The organism is Paenibacillus sp. FSL L8-0470 (assembly GCF_038008625.1).
Classification (GTDB): Bacteria; Bacillota; Bacilli; order Paenibacillales; family Paenibacillaceae; genus Paenibacillus_AQ.
Genome location: NZ_JBBOZM010000001.1, coordinates 3,716,439 through 3,739,669 on the forward strand (window position 1 = coordinate 3,716,439; position 23,231 = coordinate 3,739,669).

At 49.5% G+C, this 23,231-nt stretch carries 18 protein-coding genes; 16 read left to right on the forward strand and 2 right to left on the reverse strand.

Translation table 11 applies throughout. The features are described 5' to 3' along the window. The first annotated feature begins 28 nt into the window (after positions 1–28). The 15 genes from NST99_RS16835 to NST99_RS16905 all read left to right on the forward strand — a co-directional run bounded on the left by NST99_RS16835 (position 29) and on the right by NST99_RS16905 (position 20,562). Positions 29–3,031 (forward strand): glycoside hydrolase family 2 TIM barrel-domain containing protein, encoded by a 3,003-nt coding sequence (locus NST99_RS16835; protein WP_341093212.1) that lies wholly within the window; start codon positions 29–31, stop codon positions 3,029–3,031. A 108-nt stretch (positions 3,032–3,139) separates the two neighbouring features. Continuing rightward, a complete protein-coding gene (locus NST99_RS16840; RefSeq protein WP_341093213.1) occupies positions 3,140–4,861 on the forward strand; it encodes a cache domain-containing sensor histidine kinase in 1,722 nt (573 codons plus the stop codon). Then, complete coding sequence (locus NST99_RS16845; RefSeq protein WP_341093214.1) at positions 4,828–6,054, forward strand: response regulator transcription factor; 1,227 nt, start codon at positions 4,828–4,830, stop codon at positions 6,052–6,054. Before NST99_RS16840 ends, NST99_RS16845 begins: the two co-directional genes overlap by 34 nt. 133 nt (positions 6,055–6,187) lie before the next feature. Next, positions 6,188–7,522 carry an ABC transporter substrate-binding protein gene (locus NST99_RS16850; RefSeq protein WP_341093215.1) on the forward strand — a complete coding sequence of 445 codons (1,335 nt, stop codon included), beginning with the start codon at positions 6,188–6,190 and terminating at the stop codon, positions 7,520–7,522. Positions 7,523–7,555: 33 nt separating this feature from the next. Next, entirely contained in the window at positions 7,556–8,437 is an 882-nt protein-coding gene (locus tag NST99_RS16855) for a carbohydrate ABC transporter permease (RefSeq protein WP_076112903.1), read from the forward strand. Between the two features lie 16 nt (positions 8,438–8,453). Then, complete coding sequence (locus tag NST99_RS16860; protein ID WP_341093216.1) at positions 8,454–9,332, forward strand: carbohydrate ABC transporter permease; 879 nt, start codon at positions 8,454–8,456, stop codon at positions 9,330–9,332. Positions 9,333–9,391: 59 nt separating this feature from the next. Next, the gene (locus NST99_RS16865; RefSeq protein WP_341093218.1) at positions 9,392–11,482 is read left to right on the forward strand and encodes a beta-galactosidase; all 2,091 of its coding nucleotides are present in this window, start codon (positions 9,392–9,394) and stop codon (positions 11,480–11,482) included. A gap of 201 nt (positions 11,483–11,683) precedes the next feature. After that, entirely contained in the window at positions 11,684–12,844 is a 1,161-nt protein-coding gene (locus NST99_RS16870) for a GntR family transcriptional regulator (protein WP_341093220.1), read from the forward strand. Between the two features lie 167 nt (positions 12,845–13,011). Beyond that, a complete protein-coding gene (locus NST99_RS16875; RefSeq protein WP_341097670.1) occupies positions 13,012–14,310 on the forward strand; it encodes a glycoside hydrolase family 125 protein in 1,299 nt (432 codons plus the stop codon). Between the two features lie 44 nt (positions 14,311–14,354). After that, positions 14,355–15,665: an ABC transporter substrate-binding protein gene (locus NST99_RS16880; RefSeq protein WP_341093223.1), complete on the forward strand. Its 1,311-nt coding sequence runs from the start codon at positions 14,355–14,357 to the stop codon at positions 15,663–15,665. Between the two features lie 74 nt (positions 15,666–15,739). Further along, the gene (locus tag NST99_RS16885; RefSeq protein WP_038592014.1) at positions 15,740–16,627 is read left to right on the forward strand and encodes a carbohydrate ABC transporter permease; all 888 of its coding nucleotides are present in this window, start codon (positions 15,740–15,742) and stop codon (positions 16,625–16,627) included. Between the two features lie 35 nt (positions 16,628–16,662). After that, a complete protein-coding gene (locus tag NST99_RS16890; protein WP_038592017.1) occupies positions 16,663–17,550 on the forward strand; it encodes a carbohydrate ABC transporter permease in 888 nt (295 codons plus the stop codon). Positions 17,551–17,592: 42 nt separating this feature from the next. Beyond that, positions 17,593–18,657 (forward strand): glycoside hydrolase family 76 protein, encoded by a 1,065-nt coding sequence (locus NST99_RS16895; protein ID WP_341093224.1) that lies wholly within the window; start codon positions 17,593–17,595, stop codon positions 18,655–18,657. A 24-nt stretch (positions 18,658–18,681) separates the two neighbouring features. After that, positions 18,682–19,752 carry a glycoside hydrolase family 76 protein gene (locus NST99_RS16900; RefSeq protein ID WP_341093225.1) on the forward strand — a complete coding sequence of 357 codons (1,071 nt, stop codon included), beginning with the start codon at positions 18,682–18,684 and terminating at the stop codon, positions 19,750–19,752. 357 nt (positions 19,753–20,109) lie between these two features. Then, entirely contained in the window at positions 20,110–20,562 is a 453-nt protein-coding gene (locus NST99_RS16905; RefSeq protein WP_341093229.1) for a MarR family winged helix-turn-helix transcriptional regulator, read from the forward strand. A gap of 69 nt (positions 20,563–20,631) precedes the next feature. Here the strand turns inward: NST99_RS16905 and NST99_RS16910 are convergent, their stop codons facing one another. Both NST99_RS16910 and NST99_RS16915 read right to left on the reverse strand, forming a co-directional pair. Continuing rightward, positions 20,632–22,245, reverse strand: a complete 1,614-nt coding sequence (locus NST99_RS16910; RefSeq protein ID WP_341093232.1) for a DUF4179 domain-containing protein — start codon at positions 22,243–22,245, stop codon at positions 20,632–20,634. Beyond that, positions 22,229–22,750 (reverse strand): RNA polymerase sigma factor, encoded by a 522-nt coding sequence (locus NST99_RS16915; RefSeq protein WP_341093234.1) that lies wholly within the window; start codon positions 22,748–22,750, stop codon positions 22,229–22,231. Before NST99_RS16915 ends, NST99_RS16910 begins: the two co-directional genes overlap by 17 nt. Before the next feature lie 159 nt (positions 22,751–22,909). Here NST99_RS16915 and NST99_RS16920 point away from each other — a divergent pair, with 159 nt between their 5' ends. Beyond that, positions 22,910–23,218, forward strand: coding sequence for a hypothetical protein (locus NST99_RS16920; RefSeq protein WP_341093236.1), 309 nt, complete (start codon positions 22,910–22,912; stop codon positions 23,216–23,218). Positions 23,219–23,231: the final 13 nt, after the last annotated feature.

Sequence of the window (23,231 nt, forward strand, 5' to 3'; positions counted from 1 at the left end):
GCCAATTACAATATTCAGGAGGATGGTCATGTCATTTATGCCGAATTACTGGGAAGATACCGAGACGCTGCAGATAAACAGGAAAGCAGCCAGAGCTTATTATATCCCATACGCGTCAGCTGCAGACGCGCGCCGCAGAAAGCGGGGGCGTTCCCCGTATTATCAGACGCTGAACGGCCGCTGGAAGTTCAAATATCACGCCAGCGTCAGAGAGGTCAAGGAAGATTGTGTAGCCCCTGAACATGACATTAGCCGATGGGATGATCTGGTGGTTCCGTCCTGCTGGCAAGTAAACGGTTATGATCAACTGCATTACACGAACATCAACTATCCCTTTCCGTTTGACCCGCCTTTCGTGCCCAATGATAATCCTGCCGGACTTTATGTCAGGGAGTTCACACTGCCGGATAATTGGAACGGCAAGGAGAAGGTAGCGGTATTTGAAGGAGTCAATTCATGCTTCTACCTGTGGGTGAACGGACAATTTGTTGGCTACAGCCAAGGAAGCCGGATGCCGGCCGAATTCGATATATCGCCTTATGTCCGTCCTGGTGTGAACCGGATGGCCGTCATGGTGCTGAAATGGTGCGACGGAAGTTATGTGGAGGATCAGGATCTTTGGAGATTCACTGGTATTTTCCGGGACGTCTACCTGCTTGCCAGGGATTCCGCTCATATCTCCGATGTATTCAACCGCACGTCTCTGTCCGCAAGCTTCGATAGTGCGGAGCTAAACTGCAAGGTGGAGTCAACAGGCAGGCTTGAAGTTGAAGCTGTTCTGCAGGATGCAGACGGTGCTGAGATAGAGCGGACGCAGGCCGTGATCGAAGGCCAAGGTACGTTGAAGCTGCATGTGCAGAATCCCGTGCTGTGGAATGCAGAGAACCCGCATTTATACCATTTATACTTGTTCGCAGGCGATGAAGTTCTGCATTTTCCCGTAGGTTTACGCGAAATATCCATTCAGGATGGCGTGTTCACGATCAACGGTCAAGCGGTAAAGCTTAAGGGTGTCAATCGTCATGACTCCCACCCGGAGCTTGGACAAACGATTCCGGTCAATCATATGGTCCAAGATTTGCGGCTGATGAAACAGCATAATATCAATACCATTCGAACCTCGCATTACCCGAACGACTCCCGTTTTCTAGAGCTCTGTGATGAATACGGCTTCTATGTGATCGGAGAAGCCGATCTGGAATGTCATGGCGCGCTTCCAGCAGGGGACTTCAACTGGTTCACGCGCAACCCCGAGTGGGAGAAAACTTTCGTCGAGCGGGCAACCCGGATGGTGGAGCGGGATAAGAACCACCCATGTATCATCATTTGGTCCATGGGCAATGAATCCGGTTATGGAGAGAACCATATGGCAATGGCCCGCTGGACCAAAGCAAGGGACGCTTCTCGTCCTATTCACTACGAGGGTTCGGATCCCCGTCACGGCGGCAGCCCGGATACGGAGGTGCTCGACATGGAGAGCCGGATGTATGCCTCCAGCGGGGCGATTGCAGCGTACGCGTCCGATCCGGATACGACCAAACCGATGTTTCTGTGCGAATACAGCCATGCCATGGGCAACGGGCCCGGCGATTTGCAGGATTACTGGGATGTGATCAACCGGTATCCAAAGCTGATGGGTGGATGTGTCTGGGAATGGGTGGATCATGGCATCAAGATTATAAAGCACGGACGGCTTTATTATGCTTATGGGGGAGATTTCGGCGATCAGCCTAATGACGGCAACTTCTGCATTGACGGTCTGGTTGCCCCCGACCGGAAGCCGCATTCCGGACTGCTGGAACTCAAGCAGGTGATTGCCCCCGTTGTATTTGAAGCCAAAGAAATCGGATCGGGGCTCATAGAAATTCACAACCGCTATGATTTTAGGGATCTGTCTCATGTGAGAGTTCTGTGGAAATTGGAAAAGGACGGTGAAACGGTAAATCAAGGTGAAATCAGTGGTTTGTCGGCCGGCCCTCACGGCTCGCAGACAGTCGAAGCAGGCTTCGGAATTTCGGAGGAACCGGGGAGGTACTTTGTTACTCTGTCGTGCAGGACGATAGAAGAAACCTGGTGGGCATCACCCGGCCATGAAATTTCCTTCGGCCAGTTTGAACTGCCGGCTAATCAGCCTGTGCTATTCCTACCTGAGGCCCGGTCACCACTCCAAGTGGAGCGCCGGGACGACCGGCTTGTCATCACGGGATTTGACTTTAAATACGGCTTTAATCTTGGCGCCGGTACGTTTGACAGCCTAGTCAAGAACGGAATGGAGATGCTGCTTGCGCCGCTTTCTTTTGCGGTATGGCGCGCCCCGGCAGATAATGACCGGTTCGTGAAGCACGAATGGATGCAGGAGGGGTACGAACGGGCTGTAACCCATATTTACCGCGTGGACACGATCCGGCAGGACGGTGAAGCCGTAGAGCTGGAAGCGGACTTCTCGATGGGAGGCTATTTGCGTCCGCCGTTCTTGCGGGGAACGTTCCGCTGGAAGGTGGACGCTACAGGAGAGCTTTATCTCCGTACTAACGTAACAACCAGAGACGGTATTCCATTCTTGCCCCGGTTCGGGCTATGCGTCGTGATGCCGGAAGGGAATGAGGAGATCGAATATTTCGGCCGGGGACCCCATGAAAGCTACATCGATAAGGGACATAGCACTAAAATTGGGAAATACATGACTACCGTCGATGAGCAGTTTGTGGATTATATCATGCCCCAGGAGAACGGTTCCCACAATGAAACGGAATGGGTTATTGTCTCGAATGAGCTCGGCATGGGACTGAGATTCCAGAGTGACCGTCCATTCTCCTTCAATGCTTCGCATTATACGCCGGAGGATCTGACCCAAGCCTCGCACCAATACGAGCTGACCCGCAGGCCGGAGACGATTGTCCATCTGGATTATCAGATGAGCGGCGTAGGCTCCAATTCCTGCGGTCCCGCGCTGCTGGCTCCCTACAGGCTGGATGAGAAGGAGTTCCAGTTTGAGCTGAATATTGTACCGGTGTTCAAAGAAGACGAATAAACCGGGTTTACCGGATTTGCGGAAATAGGTAAGGGGGACCGGATCACGTAGATCCGGTTGCCCTTTTTACGCATTGGTAAGGCCAGTCGATGCTGTGGAGGGAACGAAATGAAAACGAAAGCTTCACACCCCCGGAACAAAGGCAAACCGCAGGCATTATCAATAGGCCGAAGCATGTACGCCAAGCTGCTGATGTTCTTCACAGTCATTGCGTTGCTTCCGTTGGCCGTAATGGGTTATTTCTCCAATCATAAATCGTCGCAGATCGTGAATTCACAGTTCGGGAGCTACGGAATGAACGCCATTGAGGAGCTTAAGCTCCATTTGGATACCAGCATCGCGCAGATGGACAATATTACGGGCAATCTACTGAATTATTTGATCTCTGCACCCATGGTCATCGAAGATGGCGAAACGCTGAACTATAGCCGATATAAGGAGGAACAGGCGCTCCAGCGATATCTTATATCTTTTGAAACGGTCAATATTGTAAGTGTTTCGGTTGTGATGCCTTCGGGCAAATTTATCGGAAGCGGCGGACTTGATCAGGCAAGGCTTACGGAGTCCTCCTTCTGGCACCAAGTTGCCGGGAATGGCGGAAGACAAGTTATCATCCACCGGCCGGATTACTATTACCGCTTTGTAAATGACAACATGGTCATCAGCCTGGTTGTGCCGGTCAAGGATCACTTCGGACTCCCGCCAGGCAGCCGGATTCTAATCGACACGAAGGCGGATTCCGTGGTGAATCTGCTTCGGGCGTTTCAGCATAATATGAATGCTCACCTGCAAATACGGGCAGCGGACGGAAGCGTGCTGCTGCAAAGCTCGGAGAAATACAGTAGTTCGGAGGACGATATTGTCTGGTCCGGCGTTATGGAGCGGGAGGGCTGGACTGTCGAGGCCAGAATGCCGCATGCTGAGTTCTATCGCTCCTCGGGCGTGATCCTGAACTATACGCTGATCGTTGCGGGCTGCACGCTGCTCTTCGCCATCGCGATGGCCCATTTTTTCTCGCTTCGGCTTACGCGGCCCATTCAAAAGCTGACCCATTCGATGCGAAGATTCGGACAAGGGGAGCTGTTCATCCAGACCCCGGTGCTCACAAGCGATGAACTGGGCTATTTAAGTCAATCCTTCAATCGGATGACCGGACAAATCCAGGATCTGGTGCGTGAGATCAGCCGGAGCGAAAAGCTGAAGAGCGAAGCAGAACTGCGGGCGCTTCACTACCAGATCAACCCCCACCTGCTATTTAACACTCTGAACAGCATTCAGTGGAAGGCGAGGTTGGCCGGGCGCCGCGATATTCAGAAAATGATTGAGCATCTGGTTGCCGTCCTGGAGAGCACTTTTGCAGTGTCTAAGACACTGGTGCCGCTTGAGGAGGAACTGGCTTTAGTGCTTCATTTTATCGAAATCCAGCGGCTCCGGTACGATGATGCCTTTAGTTTCAAGCTGGAGGCCGAGCCGGAGCTGAGGTCCTGCCTGGTGCCGCGGATGGTGTTCCAGCCGCTACTGGAGAACATCTTTTTTCACGGCTTTACAGACGGAGCAGGTGAAATTAGGCTGTCACTCGTCTCCGGATCAGGCGAAATTAAGGCGGAGTTAACTGACAACGGGATCGGTATCAAGCCGGAGCATTTGCTCTATGTGAGGAACGGCCAAGTCATTCCGGGCAAGAAAGGAGGACTTGGCATGCGGAATGTCAGAGAGCGCTTTAACATGCATTTTGGCGAAAACTGCGATTTTACGATAGAGTCCGAACGAAACCACGGAAGTAAGGTGATCATACGATGGCCAAAGACTTACGGAGAGATTCACCCCTGAAGGTGCTTATCGTTGATGATGAACAGCTTGTGAGAAAAGGGCTGAGGATGACAGTCGACTGGGGCAGACATGGCATGGCAGTCGTCGGCGATGCACCCAACGGCATCCTGGGCTGGGAGAAGGTGGTCAATCATGAACCCGACATTGTCATTACTGATATCGTGATGCCCGAGATGGACGGAATCGAGCTGGCTCATAAAATTAGACACAGATATCCCCATGTCAAAATCCTGTTTCTGAGCTGTCACCGCGACTTTGCTTACGCACAGCAGGGGATCCAGCTCGGTATCTCTGACTATATTGTAAAAACCAGCATGGGCGACGAGGAAATGGAGCGATGCCTCGATAAAATCCGGCGTGAATGCGGGCTTCATCTGGAGAATCAGTCCTCCATGGCAGCCTCTGAGGACGAGATGCAAATTGTAATGGAGTGGCTTCGGGTACAGGATATCACTGCAGACGAGAGGCTGGTAGCCAAGCTGAATGGAGATTGGGGTTGGATGACCCGAGGCGGCTGCATCTTTCATTTGTATAATAATGGAAGCGCTAACAATTCCAGTTTTTCGACTTCTGAGCAAAAAGCATGTCTAAAGATTGGTGAGGCATTTCCACCCGGGTCACCAGGACGTGCGTTCTTACCGTGTCCAGACGGTACTGCATTGCTGGCCTGCCACTGGGCGGAACGGGATACGGCGGAGCATGAACTGCTGCATCTGAAGAGTTCACGTAATCCCGGATTGGGATGGAGACTGGAGGGGCCGGTTGAGGGCGGGGTGCGATGGATAGAGGGCGTGCTGCGTCTGTTGCGCCTGCGGGCAATCGAGCGCGAGACCCGTCTGGTCAGCCGCCAGCATAAGGAGGATATTCTCAGCGCTATTGACTATATCAACCACCATCTGCATCTCGATCCCCGAGTCGGCGAAATCGCCGACCGGATCGGTATAAGCCGCAGCTACTTCAGCACCGTATTCAAAGAAGCGACAGGCAGCAGCCTGATTGATTTCCTTTCACAGAAAAAGCTGGAACGGGCACAGAATCTGCTGGCAATGACAGACTACCGTATGGAGGAAGTAGCGGAGAAGATCGGGATTGGAGACGTCAAATATTTCGCCAAATGGTTTAAGAAAAGCGTCGGATTCGCTCCGGGACAATACCGCCAACAAACAAAAAGACACCAAAATCCAATGAATTGACCCTTCGCCCGTGTAGAAAACGGGCTTTTTTATTACATTCCAATAAAAGTGAACCTTTTTCGAACGGCAGTCGGATTTGAAACCCCTTACATTTCTCTTATGATGGTATCAACCCACTCAAGGAGGTCAAACAATGCATAACAAAAGAGGGAAAATGCTGCTTTCCACGCTTTTTACAGCTTCCATGGTGTTAAGCGCCTGCTCTGGTTCCAACACACCAAGTAATTCCGGATCGGCTGGAACGGATCAGGGGGGAGAGGAGGAGGTGAAGCTTGTCGTCTGGATCTGGGAGCAGGCCAAAGCCGGGATTGATCTAAATATGGACCGGTTCAAGGAAGCTTATCCCAATATCGAAGTTGAGTTCCAAACCATGAAATCCACCGATCTCTATCAGAAGTATTTGGTGTCCTCCAATACTGACGACGCGGTGCCGGATGTGCTGGCGCTCGAATCCACGAATCTATCACAGATGGTTGAGATCAATTCGCTGCTCGACATTACCGAACATGTGGCTCCATATAAAGATAATATCGTGCCCTACAAATGGAAGGACGCCACCATGGACGACAAAATCTATGCCATGCCATGGGACAGCGGCCCGGTGGTGATGTTCTACAGGAATGACCTGTTTGCTAAGGCCGGTCTGCCGACCGATCCCGATGAGGTCGCCGCCAAGATTAAAACTTGGGACGATTATTATCAAGCCGCCAAACTGGTGAAGGAGAAGACGGGAGCGTTCATGTACGGCGATTCGAAGACCAATTCCAGCAACCGCGTGTTCGAATCTATGATGTGGCAGCGAGGCTACTGGTATTTTGACGAGAACGGCAAGGTCTCGGTCGACAGCCCGGAAGTAAAGGAGATCACGGATTATTTGATCAAGATGCAGCAGGAGGGGCTTGTCTATGACGCCCGCGCCAACTCCGATCCTTGGGGCAATGCCATCGCTGAGGGTAAAATCGCCAGCGTAGTCGGCGGTTCCTGGCATGACGCGATCATTGAAAAGCAGTACTCGCCGCAGGATTCGGGCAAATGGTCAGTTACGACGATGCCGAAATGGTCAGAGGACGATAAATATGGCGGGGCTAACCAGGGCGGTTCCAACATGGCGATAAATAAAAATTCGAAGCACCCGGAAGAAGCCTGGAAATTCATCGAATTCATGCTCGGTGATAAGGAGTCTCAGACCAAAATGATGCTGGAGGCGGGGCTATTCCCTTCGTTGAAGACGGTATATTCCGACTCGGCAATGGACAAGCCATTTGATTACTTCAAGGGCCAGCCTATCTTAAAAGTGTATGCCAAATCACTGGAGAGCACCTATCCGCTTGCTTACACCTCCGATTTCCCGATGGCCAACAAGCTGATGACGGACGTGTGGGCAAAGGTGTTCCTGAATGACGCCTCCTCCGGAGATGCGTTAAAGACAATGGCCGATGAACTCCGGCAGAAGACCAAAAGAGAGTAGACAGCAGCAAGGATCAAGGAGATGAGAAAATCTATGGGTAAGACAAGATGGAACAGACAGATCCGTTACGCTCCGTATCTGTACATTTCCCCATACTTTATTTTATTTGGCATCTTTTCACTGTATCCAATTATTTATTCGTTTTATCTTAGTCTCACGGAATGGAACGGTGCAAGTGACAAGCTATTCATCGGGCTGGACAACTATACGGCACTGCTGAAGGATCATTACTTTTGGCTGTCGCTGTGGAACAGCTTAGTCATCTTCCTGATGTATGTGCCGCTAATGCTCTTTCTTGGCTTAATCTTTGCCAGTATGCTCAACTCCAAATGGATGGTGGGCAAAGGGTTTTTCCGGATGGCTCTGTTTGTGCCGAATTTTGTGTCGGTGGTCGCCGTATCATTCGTATTCGTGCTGCTATTTAATACCCAAGACGGGCTGATCAACACGTTCCTGCTGAACCTCAGTTGGATCAAGTCTCCGCTTCCTTGGCTTGATTCCCCGTGGTGGGCGCGTTTTTCTGTGGCGTTAATGGTGTTGTATCGTTGGCTCGGCTACAATATGCTGCTGTTGCTGACCGGTCTGCAAAGTATTCCGAAGGATCTGTACGAAGCGGCTTATGTCGATGGAGCGACGAAAGTAAAAAGTTTCTTCTTCATCACCATTCCTTTGGTCAAAAAAATGCTGCTATTCTGCACCGTGCTGTCCACAATCGGCACCTTTTCGCTCTTTACCGAGCCGTACATTCTCACCAAAGGCGGTCCGCTAAATTCGACGCTGACGCCGGTGCTGATGCTGTATAACGAAAGCTTTCAGAATTTCAACTTCGGCTACGCCTCGTCAATCGCTGTCTGCTTCTTCATCTTGATGATGAGCATATCGCTGATCCAGATGCGTCTATTCGATGAGAAATAAGGGGGGGGGGAACCGAATGACGCTTTTGACTCAAACGAAAAAGAAGTCTGCGGCGAAAAGGGCCGGCCGTTCAGCTGAGAAGGGCCTGACCGCTGGTGCAGCATTTGTCCTGATGGCCGTGGTCTCCCTCATCACGTTGTTTCCGCTGTTCTGGCTATTCAGCTCATCGCTGAAAGATATCAGTCAAATCTTCGTTAATCCGCCGATCTGGCTGCCGACAACGCTGCATTGGGAGAACTTTACTGAATTGTTCGTGAACCGTAAATTTGGAATTATCACCTGGAACAGTCTGCTGCTGTCCACGACCATGACGATTACTGCGCTGCTGTTCTGCAGCCTGGCCGGGTTCGCCTTTGCCAAATACCGGTTTCGCGGCAAGGACATTCTGTTCGTCTTCGTGCTCGCTTCGCTAATGATTCCTCATGAAGCAACGATGGTTCCACTGTTTGTCATTTATAAGAACCTGCATCTCATCGACAACATCTGGGGAGTAATCTTACCCGATTTGGCCAATGCTTTTGGCATCTTCTTCATGCGGCAGTATTGCAGTTCCATTCCCGATGAAATGATGGAGGCGGCACGAATCGACGGGTGCAGCGAGATTGGGATGTTCCGCCGGATCATTCTTCCCAACCTGAAATCGGCGTTCGCCGCCCTGGGGATTATCCTGTTCGTCAAGCAGTGGAACAACTTTCTGTGGCCGTCCGTTATTCTGCGCTCCCAGGAGCATATGACGTTGTCCGTAGCGCTGAAGGCGCTGGAGGACAGCAACAATACACCTTATCATCTCATCATGGCCGGTTCGGTGGTAAGCGTGCTGCCGCTGCTTATTATCGTTCTGATTTTTCAGAGACAGCTTATTTCCGGCATGATTGACGGTGCGATTAAAGGATAAACACGAATAGATTAAAGAGCTGGACATAACCTCGTGAATGGGAAGGAGTTACGCAAGCCATGAAATTTGGTGTTGATTATTATCCCGAGCATTGTCCGCCCGACTTGTGGCAGCGGGATGCAGTAATGATGAAGGAGATGGGCATCGAGGTTGTGCGGATGGCGGAGTTCTCTTGGGCGAAGATGGAGCCGAGTCCCGGCATCTATGATTTCGGCTGGCTGGACGAAGCCATTGAACTGCTGGGAGAGCAGGGGATTACAACCATGCTGGGCACGCCGACGGCGGCTCCGCCGGTGTGGATGATGGAGCTTCATCCAGATCTGTATCCCCTGAATGCGGAAGGACAGAGGGTAGGCTTTGGCGGTCGGCATCATGACTGCCAGTCGCATCCAGACTACCGGAAGCATATTAAAGAATTTGTGCGGACCATGGCTCAGCGCTACCGGGACAACCCCTATGTTGTCGGCTGGCAAATTGACAATGAGCTGGGTAACAGTCACCGTAATTTGTGCTATTGCGATCACTGCCGGGCAAGGTTCCACCTATGGCTGGAGGAACGGCATGGGACGATCGAAGGCCTGAACGAGGCGTGGGGAACGGTGTTCTGGAGTCAGACCTATACCTCTTTCTCGCAGATTCCCGTTCCACTTGCTTCACCTAACAGCCATAATCCTTCGCTTCTGCTAGATTGGAAACGATTCTGCTCCAGTCTGGTCGTCGAGTTCCAAAAGTGGCAGGCGGATATACTGCGGGAGGTATGTCCCGGCCATCTTATTACGCATAACTTTATGGGCTTCTTTGACAAGACTGATTATTTCGAGCTGGCGAAGGATCTGGATTTCATCTCCCACGATCAATACCCGATGCTGTTTCTGGAGGAGCGGATCAAGCGCAGCTTGCCCTCCCACCTCGGCATGGCGCTCGATCTTATGAGGGGAACCAAAGGGAAGCCGTTCTGGGTGATGGAGCAGCTCGCCGGACCGACAGGGACGGAAATTCTCGGCTCAACGCCCCGGCCGGGGCAGATGCGGCTCTGGACCTTTCAATCCGTTGCCCATGGTGCGGATACCATCGTCTATTTCCGGTGGGATACCTGCCTGTTCGGCAGCGAGCAGTACTGGCACGGCATTCTGCCCCACAGCCGTATTCCGGGTCGCCGATACGAGGAAATCCGCGACAGCATAGCCGAACTGGCTCCTCATATGGAGGCTTTCCGCGGGGGACTTCCCGAAGCCGAGGTGGGGATTGTGTTCAGCTACGACCAGGAATGGGCGCTGCAAATCCAGCCGCATCATCCCGACCTGAACTACGTCGCACATCTGCACCGTTATTATAAAGCATTATTCGATCACAATATCCCTGTAGATCTGATTTCCGAAAATGACGATTTCTCAAAATACAAAGTGCTGATTTTTCCGCTTCTGTTCGTCACCGATTCAGAGCTATGCCGAAGACTATATGAATATACAGAAGCGGGCGGGCATGTCCTGCTCGATATGCGGACCGCAGTCAAGGACCGGAATAATGCCGCTATTCCACTGACGCTGCCGGGAAAATATTCGCAGCTACTGGGTCTAAGCATCTACGATTACGACTGTCTGCGCCAGTTCGGGCAGAGTGTGAGATGGCTGAATGATGAGGGGATGTCCAGGGCAGCCCAAACGGAAGATGAAGGCGGGAGGTCTGGAGAGGAAGCGGAGCTGTGGTGCGATGTGATCACAGTGGAAGGCGCAGAGGTACTAGCCGTATACGCCAGGGATTTCTATGCCGGGACACCGGCGGTTACCCGCCATACATACGGCAGGGGACGAGCCTATTATGCCGGGACGGAATTGGGGCCGGAGACGATGGAAAAGCTGATCTTGGAGATGATTGGCGACGCTGGGGTCTGTGGAATCGCAGCCGCACCGGAAGGTGTCGAGATTACCCGGAGACGGGGAAAGGACGGTACTTATTTCTTTGTCATGAATCATAACCGGACGGTGTGCGAATGGGATGTTCCAAAGGGATGGAGTCTGGTTTCGGAAGTAAGTGGAATGAACAAGGGTTTCAACCCGAAATTGAAGTCTGAATCCTCCAAGGAATGGCATGAATTCAATCCCATCCAGCTTCAGCCTTTTGATTGTGCATTGTTTCTTGAGATCACCTGATTAAGTTGAACTACATTAGCGGCGGTTCATAAAATCTAACTAACAGACGGACACAGCTATTCTGCGTCCGTCTGTTAGTTTTTTTTGCCATCAGATCTATAATGAATACAGAAAGACTAGGTATGCATCGACAATCATAATATATCATGATATATTATTATGTAAATCATGAATAATAAGAGTCAGGAGATAGTGAAGGTCATGAACGAACCGACGTCTTCTAAGCCGATGTATGAGAAGATTTTTGACGAAGTGAAGGAGAGCATATTGACTCAAGCCTATAAGCTTGGAGAGCGTGTTCCTTCTGAGAAAGAACTGGCTGATAGCTATAATGTAAGCCGTATTACCAGTAAAAAAGCGCTTGAGCTGCTGGCCGCCGAGCATTTGATCGTCCGTAAGCCGGGCAGGGGCTCGTTTGTGGCCGATCCGGTCGCTGAACTTCAGGAGCTGCCTCCCGGAACAAGTACCGGAATCCCTGCAATCAATGTAGAAGAGAAGACCATCGGGCTGATCATCACCGATTTTGGCAACAGCTACGGTACGGGGCTGATCTATGGCATGGAGCAGGCTTCACGCGATAATGACTGCTTTCTGGTCTTGCGGAGAACCTTCGGTATTCCTGAGAATGAAGAGCAATCCATCCAGAAGCTGCTCAACCTGGGTGTGGATGGGCTGATTATCTTCCCGGCGCAGGGCGAATATTTCAACGCGGAAATACTAAAGCTGGTCATTGGCCGTTTCCCCCTGGTGCTGGTGGACAGACAGTTAAAAGGGGTAGCCGCCGCATCGATCAGCACGGATAATCTTCAGGCAGCGCTTGTAGCTACAGAGTATTTGTTTGATTTGGGACATACCCATATATCATTTCTTTCGCCTCCGCCGGTCGATACCACTGCCGTTGAGGACCGGATTGAAGGCTTCATACAGGCACACGCCCAGCGGGGAATCATGGTCGATAAGGAGCTGTGGGTCAGTGACTTAACCTCGACATTGCCGAAGTTTTTTAACCCGGATAATATCGAACATGATCTCGTACGCTTGGAATCCCATCTGAAGAGTCACCCAGACATTACTGCACTGTTTGCCATCGAGTACAATATTGCTTTGCTCGCAAAGACAGCAGTGGAACGTTTGGGACTACGCATCCCCGAGGATATCTCCATTATTTGCTTCGACAGTCCGCCGACACAGCTTGGAGGAGGTTATGCCTTCACCCATATGCGCCAGAATGAAGAAGAGATGGGTCGGCTTGCGGTAGAGAATGTGCTGACAATTATGAACGGGCATTCTGTGCCGAATAAGGTAATGCTGGAGGCGAAGCTGATCCCCGGCAGTTCGACCGGACCTGCAGTTCGAAAGTAACGGTAATAGATTAAGACGAACCCATTCAATCGAATGGGTTTTTTTATATCCAGATTCTTGAAATGATATATCATTAAGTCTAAAATATTGATTGACATATTATTTATATACCAATATACTATTTAATGAAAGCGCTTAATAACAATACAAAAGGGAGGTTGTTTCTACTGTACTCCTCAAATGAATTACCCCAATCCATTCAGCGTCTGGCTGCACGGGTTCGAACAATATTGCAGGACCGCCCAAAACTGGCAGACATGTTCGAACAATGTTTATCGAACACCTGGAATACAACAATAAAACGCAATAAAGACGGAAAGACCTTTGTCATTACTGGTGATATTCCTGCCATGTGGCTGAGGGATTCTGCCGCACAGGTCAGGCCTTTTCTGATCCTTGCCGCAGAAGATGAAGAAATAGCAGAAATGATCGAAGGCTTGGTTAAGCAGCAATTTGCTTTTATCGAGATTGATCCTTATGCAAACGCTTTTAATCAAGAGGCGGATGGACGGGGGCATCAGGATGATCTCACGGCAATGAACCCCTGGATCTGGGAGAGGAAATACGAAGTAGATTCCTTATGTTATCCGATCCAGCTCAGCTATTTACTGTGGAAGAATACCGGACGGACCAGCCAATTTGATGCCTCTTTTGTAAAAGGGGTCCGGCGGATTATTGAACTGTGGACCACCGAACAGAACCATGAGCGCGATTCCCTCTATACGTTTCAGCGCATGAATGGAGCATCAACGGATACATTGGTCCGTGAAGGCAAAGGCAGCCTGACGGCCTATACAGGAATGACCTGGTCCGGGTTTCGGCCAAGCGACGATGCCTGCGAATATGGTTATCTCATCCCGGCCAATATGTTCGCTGTCGTTGTTCTCCGGTATGTGTGTGAAATTGCCGCTGAGGTGTTAAACAGCTCTGAGCTTGCGGCTTCTGCGCAACATCTGCTGGAGCAGATCGAAGAAGGTGTCCGGCAACACGGGACTGTTAACCACCCTGAGTTTGGGACTGTGTATGCCTATGAGACAGATGGACTTGGTAGTGTGAATTTGATGGATGATGCCAATGTTCCCAGCCTGCTCTCCATTCCTTATCTTGGCTACTCTCCAGTTGATGATCCTGTATATATGAATACCCGCAGCTTCATTTTGAGCAAGAGTAATCCCTATTTCTATTCAGGCATAGCCGCAGCAGGCATTGGCAGCCCCCATACCCCAAACCGCTATATCTGGCCAATCGCCTTAGCAGTACAAGGAATGACTTCAGGTAATACAGAGGAACAGCAATCCATTCTTGACCTGCTGGCGCAGTGTGATGACGGTACCGGGTATATGCATGAAGCTTTTCATGCAGATGATCCCGGCGCGTACACCCGTCCCTGGTTCTCTTGGGCCAATATGATGTTCTGCGAGCTGGTGCTCATGCGCTGCGGAATCGAAGTAAGTGCAGCTAAATGAACGGCAACAATGACATACCAAATAGTCTGAGGGGGATGAAAACAATGAAGAAATGGTTGATAACAGCACTTACTCTGGTGACGGTCTCTGGCCTGGCAGCCGGGTGTGGCGGAAATTCTGGTAATTCCGGGGATACCAATGCAGGGAAAAGCGGAACAGAGCAAGGCGGCAAGAGTGCAAAGAAGACAGAGCTTACTTTCTGGGGGGACTGGGGCGGAGAAGGCCAGAAGCAGTTCGAAACGATGGTCGATGCTTTTAACAAATCGCAGGATAAAATTCACGTGAAATACGTGCTGCAGCAGGATATGATCACTAAATTTCTTACTGCGGCCACGAACGGCGGTGCTCCTGACATACTTTTCTGGGACCGCTGGCGGACTTCACTTTATGCGCCCAAAAATGTGCTGCATCCGGTAGATGACTATTTAACACGTGATGGGATCTCCAAAGATGACTTTTACAGCGAATCGCTCAACGAACTTTCTTACGACAATAAATTATACGGTCTGCCGCTTACAGTAGACGCTCGTGCACTATTCTACAATAAGAAGCTGCTGGCCGAAGCCGGGCTTCAGCCGCCGACGACTTGGGATGAGCTTGAAGCGGCGGCTGCGAAGCTGACGAAATGGAACGGAGACAAGCTTGAAGTAGCAGGCTTCTCCATGGCAGACCTGGGATTGTTCAACATGTATCTCCAGCAGGCGGGCGGCACCATGCTGACCGAAGACGGGAAGACCAACTTCAACAATGAGCAGGGTAAGCAGGTGCTCGAATTCTGGGACCGGATGATGAACAAAGATAAAGTCTACAAAGTGGGCTTTGAGCTGGGGCTCGGAGAAGGCCAGGATGCTTTTGTTACCGGAAAAGTCGCTATGCTCTATTCAGGCCCATGGATGCTCAGCACTTACAATAAATACGGCAAAGACCTGGAATACGGCGTTGTTCCTCCGCCAGCAGGCCCTAACGGTGACAAAGGCAGTGTGATGGGCGGCTTCGGCCTGGTTATTCCTGAGGGCTCCAAGCATCACGATGAGGCCTGGGAATTTATCAAATGGTGGACGGCTAACAAAGACAACGCTCTGCTGTGGGCTAAGACCAGCTTGAACCTGCCTGGCTTCAAGCCTTCGATGGAGGACCCGTTCTTCAAGGATGATCCGCTGTGGAAACCTTTTATGGAAACCCTGGAATTTGCTAAGGTCCGCCCGTCACATCCCGGCTATTCCGTGATGGAGACGGACGCATTGGCGCCGAATCTTCAGCTTAACCAGCAGAACAAACTGAGTATTGAGGACACACTTAAGAAGTCTCAGGAGCAGGGAGACCAAATGCTTAAGGATAACGAAGTTGTGAAGTAGCAGTTGTAGCGAGCAGGGAGGCGGTGCCTCCCTGCTGTTATGGAACCTTGCCGCATAATGAAGGGGGGAGTTGTATGGCTTCCATGAGAAAAGTGGAAAGACATCAGGCGCGGACTGCTTATTTGTTCATCACGCCTACAGTGCTGCTGTTCGTGGTCTTTACAATTATTCCAGTAGTAATGGCCTTATATCTCAGCTTTACCAATTATGATGTGCTTAGCCGAAATGACTGGATCGGGCTTGATAATTACCGGCGGCTGGCTCATGATGATCTGCTGTGGAAAACCTTCCGCAATGTGTTTCTGTATTCGCTGATTTTTGTGCCGCTCAATATTCTAATTTCACTGCTACTGGGACTGCTGCTCAGCCGGGCGTGGCGCGGGGTGAAGCTGTTCCGCACCTTTTATTATTTGCCTACGCTGACTTCAGCTGTCGCGGCAGCAACGGTATGGATCTGGCTGCTGCACCCGGAATTTGGGCTGATTAACGGTTTGCTCTCCTATGTTGGGATTACAGGACCGGCCTGGTTGTCCGAGACAAGAACGGCCATGCTCTCAATAGTCCTGCTGACACTCTGGCAGTCCGTTGGCTCTAATATGATTATTTATCTGGCAGGTCTGCAAGGCGTTCCGGATTATCTGTATGAATCGGCCCGGCTGGATGGTGCCAACAAAATGGATTGCTTCCGGTATATCACTTGGCCGCAATTACGGCCGACAACTTTCCTGGTCAGTACCATGGCCATCATCGGTGCACTGCAGCTGTTTGACCAGGCTTTTGTTCTGACGCAGGGAGGGCCGGCCAATGTCACGAAGACACCGGTCTATCTGATCTACCAGCAAGGCTTCAACCAGCTGCAAATGGGCTATGCTTCTGCGCAGGCTTTTGTACTGGCGATGGCCATCCTGGTCTTTTCACTGATCAATATGCGGATATCCAAAGCGGAAGAGTCAGTCATTTAAACAGGGCTGCCCAGGAAAAAAGGAGGCTTACAGCTATGGGTGTTACCGGCGGCTCCGCCCTGAAGCGGGGCATTAACAAATCCATTTATTATATCGTATGTATCGTTATTGCTGTTGCCATGTTCCTGCCATTTTATTGGAGCGTACTAACGTCCCTGAAACCGGATGAGGAGATCTTTGCGATGCCGATCCAATGGTTTCCGAAGCATTTGACCTTTGATCATTACCGCAAAGCATTCTCGACCGTGCCATTTGCTTTATTTTTCTGGAATTCGCTTGTTCTTGCCGTATCCGGTGTACTGGCCAATTTATTCTTTGGCTCCCTCAGCGGCTATGCTTTTGCGAAACTGAAATTCAGGCTGAATAAGCCGGTATTCCGGGTCCTCCTGGCTGCGATGATGATCCCCGGCATTGTAACCATGATTCCGACCGTTTATGTGATGCGCCATATTCCATTCGCCGGAGGCAATGATCTTTTCGGCAGTGGCGGCAACGGACTGATGAACTCCTTCTGGGGCATTATTCTGCCGGGCGCATCCGGGACGTTCGCGGTGTTCTTCATGCGGCAATTTTTCCTCACCCTGCCCAGCGACATGCTGGAAATGGCCCGGATTGAGGGCTGCGGTGAATTTAAGATCTTTTGGCGCATTTATCTGCCGCTCACGAAACCTGCACTGGCTACCTTAAGCATCTTCACCTTTCAGGCAGGGTGGAACAGTTTCCTTTGGCCGATGATCGTCTTAAATGATCCGGATAAAGCGACCATTCAAATGGGGCTGCAGGCCTTTTCCTATAACTTTCAGACCGATTACGGGCCGATGATGGCCGGTGCGCTGGTCGCGATTCTGCCGATACTGGTGCTCTTTTTGGCCCTGCAACGTTATTTTGTACAGGGCATTGCGTTCAGCGGTATTAAAGGGTAAGCAGCTACTGAAACCAGATCAGATATGAGGAGAGAGAGCCTTATGAAGCAATTGAAAATTGAGCCACGACTGTGGGTGGAACGGGCGGACAAGGCGCAGGAAGCGCTGGATCATTATTTCTGGAACGAAGACATGGGCATGTACAACATTGAGACGCCTTGCCCGAATGGAGAATGCAACACTATATTTCACTATTGGTGGATGGCCCATGCCGTGGATACGTTGGTGGACGGTCTGCTGCGGACAAGAGACAGACGGTACGAAGAGCGTCTCGCCTCGCTGCATGAAGGTCTTCTCCGCCGCAATGGCGGGAGTTGGCCAAATGAGCTTTATGATGATATGGAATGGATGGCACTATCATGGCTACGTGCGTATCAGGCAACGGGGAAGGAGAACTACAAGCAGACTTCATTAATTCTGTGGCGGGACATCAAGTCGGGCTGGAACGATCATATGGGCGGCGGCATCGCCTGGCAGAAATCGCAGCTAGATTATAAAAACACCCCGGCCAACGCGCCTGCCGCCATCCTGGCTGCCCGGCTGTATCAGGCCTTCGGTGATCCGCAGGATCTAGAATGGGCAGAACGGATTCTAAGCTGGCAAAAGAAACATCTCGTCGACCCGGAGACCGGTTTTGTCTGGGATGGGCTGAACCGTGAGGGGGATGGCATAATTGATAAAGACTGGAAATACACCTACAATCAAGGAGTGTATATAGGCGCCGCAATTGAACTGTACCGGATTACGGATCAAGCCGGCTACCTTGAAGATGCCCGGCAGACCTTCACGGCAGCCGTTGAAGAGCTAACCGGTCCGCAGCTCAGGGTGTTGCCGGATGAGGGCGGCGGAGATGGCGGTCTGTTCAAGGGCATACTGGTCCGCTATACCGCCGAACTTGTAAAGTCCGATCCTGAGGCCAGAGAAGCTGCATCCTTTCTTCACAGAAATGCGGAACTTCTCTGGGAGAGAGGGAAGGCGGCGGAAAGTGCGTTGTTTGGAACGGACTGGTGCCACCCGCCCGGCGGCATTGTACAGTTAAGCTCTCAGCTCAGCGGCATAAAGCTGCTGGAGCGGATGGCTGAGCTTGGCACTATTACCGGTGAATAATTAACGCCAGATGGGGATGATTCTATGGACATTTTTGCTGAAGCTTCAGCACAGGCGGACTGGAAGGCACGTGCGGACTGGCTCCAGCGTTGCCTCCAGCAGCATTATTACAATGAAGAGACCGGTATTATGAATCAGTGGTTTCCCAAAGAGCATATCCGTCTGGACGACAACTTCTATTATTGGTGGCAGGCCCATGTGATGGATGTGCTTCTCGATGCTTATGAACGAACGGGAGATCCCGCAGCTCCCCTGCGTATCCGCGAATTCAGCCGCTGTCTGCGTGCTTATAATGGCGGTACCTTCTCCCATAATTATTATGATGATATGGAGTGGACGGCTCTTGCGCTGCTGCGGGCGTACCAGGCTACCGGGGAAGAAGAATACAAGAATGCTGTGCTGGAGCTGTGGTCTGATATTCAAACCGCGTGGAACAGCCATTTCGGGGGAGGAATGGCCTGGAAGAAGGATCAGCTGGATTATAAGAACACCCCGGCTAATGCGCCCGCCGCCATTCTGGCTGCCCGTTTGTACGGATTGTTCCGGGATCCGGAGGATCTGGAATGGGCGGTCCGCATTTACGAATGGAACAAAGCCCATCTGGTGGATCCCGGCTCCGGCTTTGTATGGGACGGAATCAACAGGCTGGGAGACGGCCAGATTGATTATGACTGGGAATTCACTTACTGCCAGGGAGTGTTTCTTGGAGCGGCGCTGGAACTGTACCGTGTTAAAGGAGAGCAGCAATATGCAGACGATGCTCTGTGGACAGCCGACACAAGCATACGCCGATTATGCCACCCGGTTACACTCATGCTGCCTGATGAAGGCATTGATGACACCGGATTGTTCAAAGGAATTCTGATCCGCTACTGGGTTCAGCTGGAGAAGCAGTTTCCTGGAACACTGCCTATCCGTAAAGTTATTCTGGCGAATGCCCATGCTATATGGACGAAAGGACTGGACCACGAGCTGGGACTCTGCGGCCCTTCTTGGGAGCATAAGCCTATACTGCCGGTTCAGCTCAGCGTGCAGCTGAGTGGATTGATGCTGCTTGAAGGTGCAACCGCTTTGGAAAATCAGCAGAACGAGTGAGCAGGGGATTTCAGCTTATCTAGGATACATTTCTAATCTAACCATACTGAGAATCGCAAACAGCACGTTTCCATTCCTACTGGGAGACGTGCTGTTTAATTTGCAGGCTTCTATTCTTTCGTCATAAAAACACTATGGGGGTCTTGAATATAATCTGTAAACGGACTATAGTATTCAGCTCTTGTACTCAGTTAGCAGAGTTGGCTAATGTACGGTTTAGCAATCGGTCCAAGGCGTTCGGTTCCTTTGAGATTCATTCTTGTCCGATCCATTCTGTATTTATTTTTTATATGAAGAACGTCATAATGAATTAACGACAATTATAAGTACAACAATAGTGGACGGCAGGTGATTTGAATGAAGGAGATCCTTCGTGAAGTTGGAATGATTGCAAGGGCATTAGATTCTATAAGTAATATAGAGTTCAAGGAATTAGATCTTACGAAAGGGCAGTATTTATATCTGGTTCGAATATATGAGAATCCGGGAATTATTCAAGAAAAGCTGTCGGAAATGATAAAGGTGGACCGAACAACAGCAGCACGTGCGATTCAAAAGCTTGAAATCCAAGGCTTTATTGAAAAGAAAGACGATGAAACGAACAGGAAAATCAAAAGGCTATTTACAACTGAAAAAGGTAAGCAAGCGTACTCTTTTCTGAAGAGAGAAGGGGATCATACCGATTTGGTTGCGTTAGCAGGATTTTCTGAAAAAGAACAAGAAACATTGTTTCGTCTTCTACTAAGAGTCAGAAAAAATGTTGAGGTCGAGTGGGAATTCGTAAAGAAGGGGAATAAAAGGGAGTACTGATATCAGAAGCGGCAGTCTAGGATTTTATTTTCCAATCCAAGACTGCCGCTGGTTTATTATTAAATTCAGTTAGAGTTTAACTTCTTCATTCCGGCTTGGATCGCTGTATTTATAAATACCAGGGTTCAGTTCAATCTTTTCATCAAAGGGAATACCTTTGTAGCTATCGATATTAACCCCTGTAGATACCATACCCTTAGGTGTAATTTCAGGTACTATTTCTTTGCCGTTAATCCGTAGCGTAGTTTGGTTAACACCCTTGAAGCCAGGGGATTCGGAATGGGACTCGACCATCAAATTATCGCCCTCTGTATAATACGTGAATTGAATTTCAAAGCCATCCACATTAAGTTTGGCGGACTGCTTTTCTTTCTTAGGTTTATTTAGCGTGATCCAATTCTTAGAGGTATCCCGTTTCTGAATGACAGCATCTTTCAAATTAAGTTTTATTGGAACGTCCGACCAGTTCTTATACCACTCCGAAGTTTCAAATTGAAATAAATGCTGATAGCTTCCGGGATGATCCCCTTTTAAAACCCGATCCCCGGCGATTGTTTTATCCCCTATAACCAGCTGAGCAGTTTTGTAGTGGACAATTCCTTTTTTGAGCGATTCTTCTTCATTGATTAGGATCTGGATATCTAAAGGGGTGATCACCAGCTGATCGAAGGTTATGCCTGTCTTTGCCTGGACTTCAGGACTGGTAGACAATTTCTTAGTGTACATAGCTTCACTTGCCTTTTTTCCATCTGCTTTAAAATCAAACTTCCAACTGCCTGAAATCCGTTTTGCTTCTTCAATGTAACTGAAATGAAGACTGGCGTCCTTCCAATCGGATTCAGTCATATCGAATACTTGTTCAATAAACAAATCCGAACCTTCGTTAGGCATGATGGTGGGAACTGCTTCTTTCACTTGACCACCAGCATGAACTACCAGATGCGGGTTGCCACGTCCCAAGTCAGACGGTGATGCAGCGACCCTATAGCGGATAATGGTTTGATTTGAAGCTTGTCTAACGGATTCAATATGGAGGGTTGGATACTGTGTAGATCCGGTAACAATCGTATCTCCAGCTTGATGATTAGATTTTAAGGGAATATCCCTATTACGGAGAAAAATAAGATTTTCCGCTTCAAATTTGTAGTCTTTTTTATCATCCTTTAATGTATCAGGGGTTTCGTATACACCAAGGAGTTTCTTGCTTTCCGGGTCGTATTCTAAATTGCCGTATACTTTTGCCTCGCTACCGGATTCACTTGTCATGGTATTTTTCTCTGTAGCAATTCCAATATATTGGCTTAGGTCGGTTTTAGTATCCAGAGATATGAGCATTCTCATTTTTTCTCCATCCGTCACCACACCGTTCAAGTTCATTGTAACTCCAGAACTGGAAGCTTGGAGATCATACTGCTGGCCAATACCGTTTTTTAATGCATTGGTCACACTACGGCCGCCAATTTTATCCCAATTGACCGTCACACTAGCGTATACAGGAATGGCGACAAGCAAGATACATGAGAAAACGATACTGATGGGAACAACCTTCGCACGATGTCTAGGAATATTCTGCGAAGGCTGCAGATTTATTTGGCGTTGATAGGCTTCTTTTTCTATGGCTGTCCACATTAAATCATAATCCGGCAGGGGAATGTTCTTATCCTTTTCAATATACTGATTCATTACTGCTCATCTCCTTTAGTTGAGTTCCAGCCATTTTGCCCTTTAACAGCTTAAGCCCTTTATTTAGTCTGGATTTTGCAGTTCCTTCGGGTATGTCCATCACTTTAGAGATCTCGGGTACAGTCAATTCGTTAATAAAACGAAGGACTACTACCATTCTGATTTTGTCGGGAAGCTTACTATATAAGCCTTGAATTTCTTTTTTAGTTTCCCGGTGATTTAAATGCTCTTCGACAGGGTTGGAATCCTGAGACCTGGATAGTAAATAATTACGTAATTCTTTCATCACTCCTGTTTTACGCCTTCTAATCAGGCTGTTGCACTCATTCGAAGCAATTCGCAAAATCCACGATTTCAGGTTTCTTACCTTTGATCTATCTGCCAAAATCACTTTGACAAATACCTCTTGGCTAATATCCTCAGCATCAGCTTGATTTTTCATCAAATAGTAGCAAAAATAATAAACATCTTCTTTATAGAGCTCGAAAATTTCCCGGTCAGTCATTCTGCTGCACCCCCTTTTTTGTTGTTCTCATCAATAAGACAGATAGAGGCTAGCAATCGTTCATTTTATGTACACTATAGTTTTGACAGTAGACTCCGAGAATGAGAGAATATTGTTTTGTAGAGGATACAGATTTCACAAAAATTTGGAGGCATATCAATGAATCAGCGTTTTCGTATTACACGATCAATGCAGGAAAACAATGCGGAGCCATCCATCTCTTTGGATGAATGCAAAGATTACTTTGCAGCAAAGCCCGACTTTGCATACTCACAGGTTTTTACCGTAAAAGGCCCGGAAAGCAACATGTCCATTGATGGAGACTTTTGGATGTGGAAGCAGGGGGATGTGGAAATTCCTTTCCGGCTTTACATGGGTGATTTGTATGTAGCTATTTCCAACGAAGCTGTAGTTCCCAAAATGATTGAAATTGCAACGGAACTGCAAGCTGATATAGTTGAAGGGTAAAACACCAATCAAG

Coding starts and splice junctions, on each gene's coding strand:
- NST99_RS16910 (WP_341093232.1), bottom strand. CDS start 22,245: ATGAATCAGTATATTGAAAAGGATAAGAACATTCCCCTGCCGGATTAT.
- NST99_RS16900 (WP_341093225.1), top strand. CDS start 18,682: ATGGACATTTTTGCTGAAGCTTCAGCACAGGCGGACTGGAAGGCACGT.
- NST99_RS16850 (WP_341093215.1), top strand. CDS start 6,188: ATGCATAACAAAAGAGGGAAAATGCTGCTTTCCACGCTTTTTACAGCT.
- NST99_RS16880 (WP_341093223.1), top strand. CDS start 14,355: ATGAAGAAATGGTTGATAACAGCACTTACTCTGGTGACGGTCTCTGGC.
- NST99_RS16915 (WP_341093234.1), bottom strand. CDS start 22,750: ATGACTGACCGGGAAATTTTCGAGCTCTATAAAGAAGATGTTTATTAT.
- NST99_RS16895 (WP_341093224.1), top strand. CDS start 17,593: ATGAAGCAATTGAAAATTGAGCCACGACTGTGGGTGGAACGGGCGGAC.
- NST99_RS16845 (WP_341093214.1), top strand. CDS start 4,828: ATGGCCAAAGACTTACGGAGAGATTCACCCCTGAAGGTGCTTATCGTT.
- NST99_RS16840 (WP_341093213.1), top strand. CDS start 3,140: ATGAAAACGAAAGCTTCACACCCCCGGAACAAAGGCAAACCGCAGGCA.
- NST99_RS16865 (WP_341093218.1), top strand. CDS start 9,392: ATGAAATTTGGTGTTGATTATTATCCCGAGCATTGTCCGCCCGACTTG.
- NST99_RS16860 (WP_341093216.1), top strand. CDS start 8,454: ATGACGCTTTTGACTCAAACGAAAAAGAAGTCTGCGGCGAAAAGGGCC.
- NST99_RS16890 (WP_038592017.1), top strand. CDS start 16,663: ATGGGTGTTACCGGCGGCTCCGCCCTGAAGCGGGGCATTAACAAATCC.
- NST99_RS16855 (WP_076112903.1), top strand. CDS start 7,556: ATGGGTAAGACAAGATGGAACAGACAGATCCGTTACGCTCCGTATCTG.
- NST99_RS16870 (WP_341093220.1), top strand. CDS start 11,684: ATGAACGAACCGACGTCTTCTAAGCCGATGTATGAGAAGATTTTTGAC.
- NST99_RS16835 (WP_341093212.1), top strand. CDS start 29: ATGTCATTTATGCCGAATTACTGGGAAGATACCGAGACGCTGCAGATA.
- NST99_RS16885 (WP_038592014.1), top strand. CDS start 15,740: ATGGCTTCCATGAGAAAAGTGGAAAGACATCAGGCGCGGACTGCTTAT.
- NST99_RS16905 (WP_341093229.1), top strand. CDS start 20,110: ATGAAGGAGATCCTTCGTGAAGTTGGAATGATTGCAAGGGCATTAGAT.
- NST99_RS16920 (WP_341093236.1), top strand. CDS start 22,910: ATGAATCAGCGTTTTCGTATTACACGATCAATGCAGGAAAACAATGCG.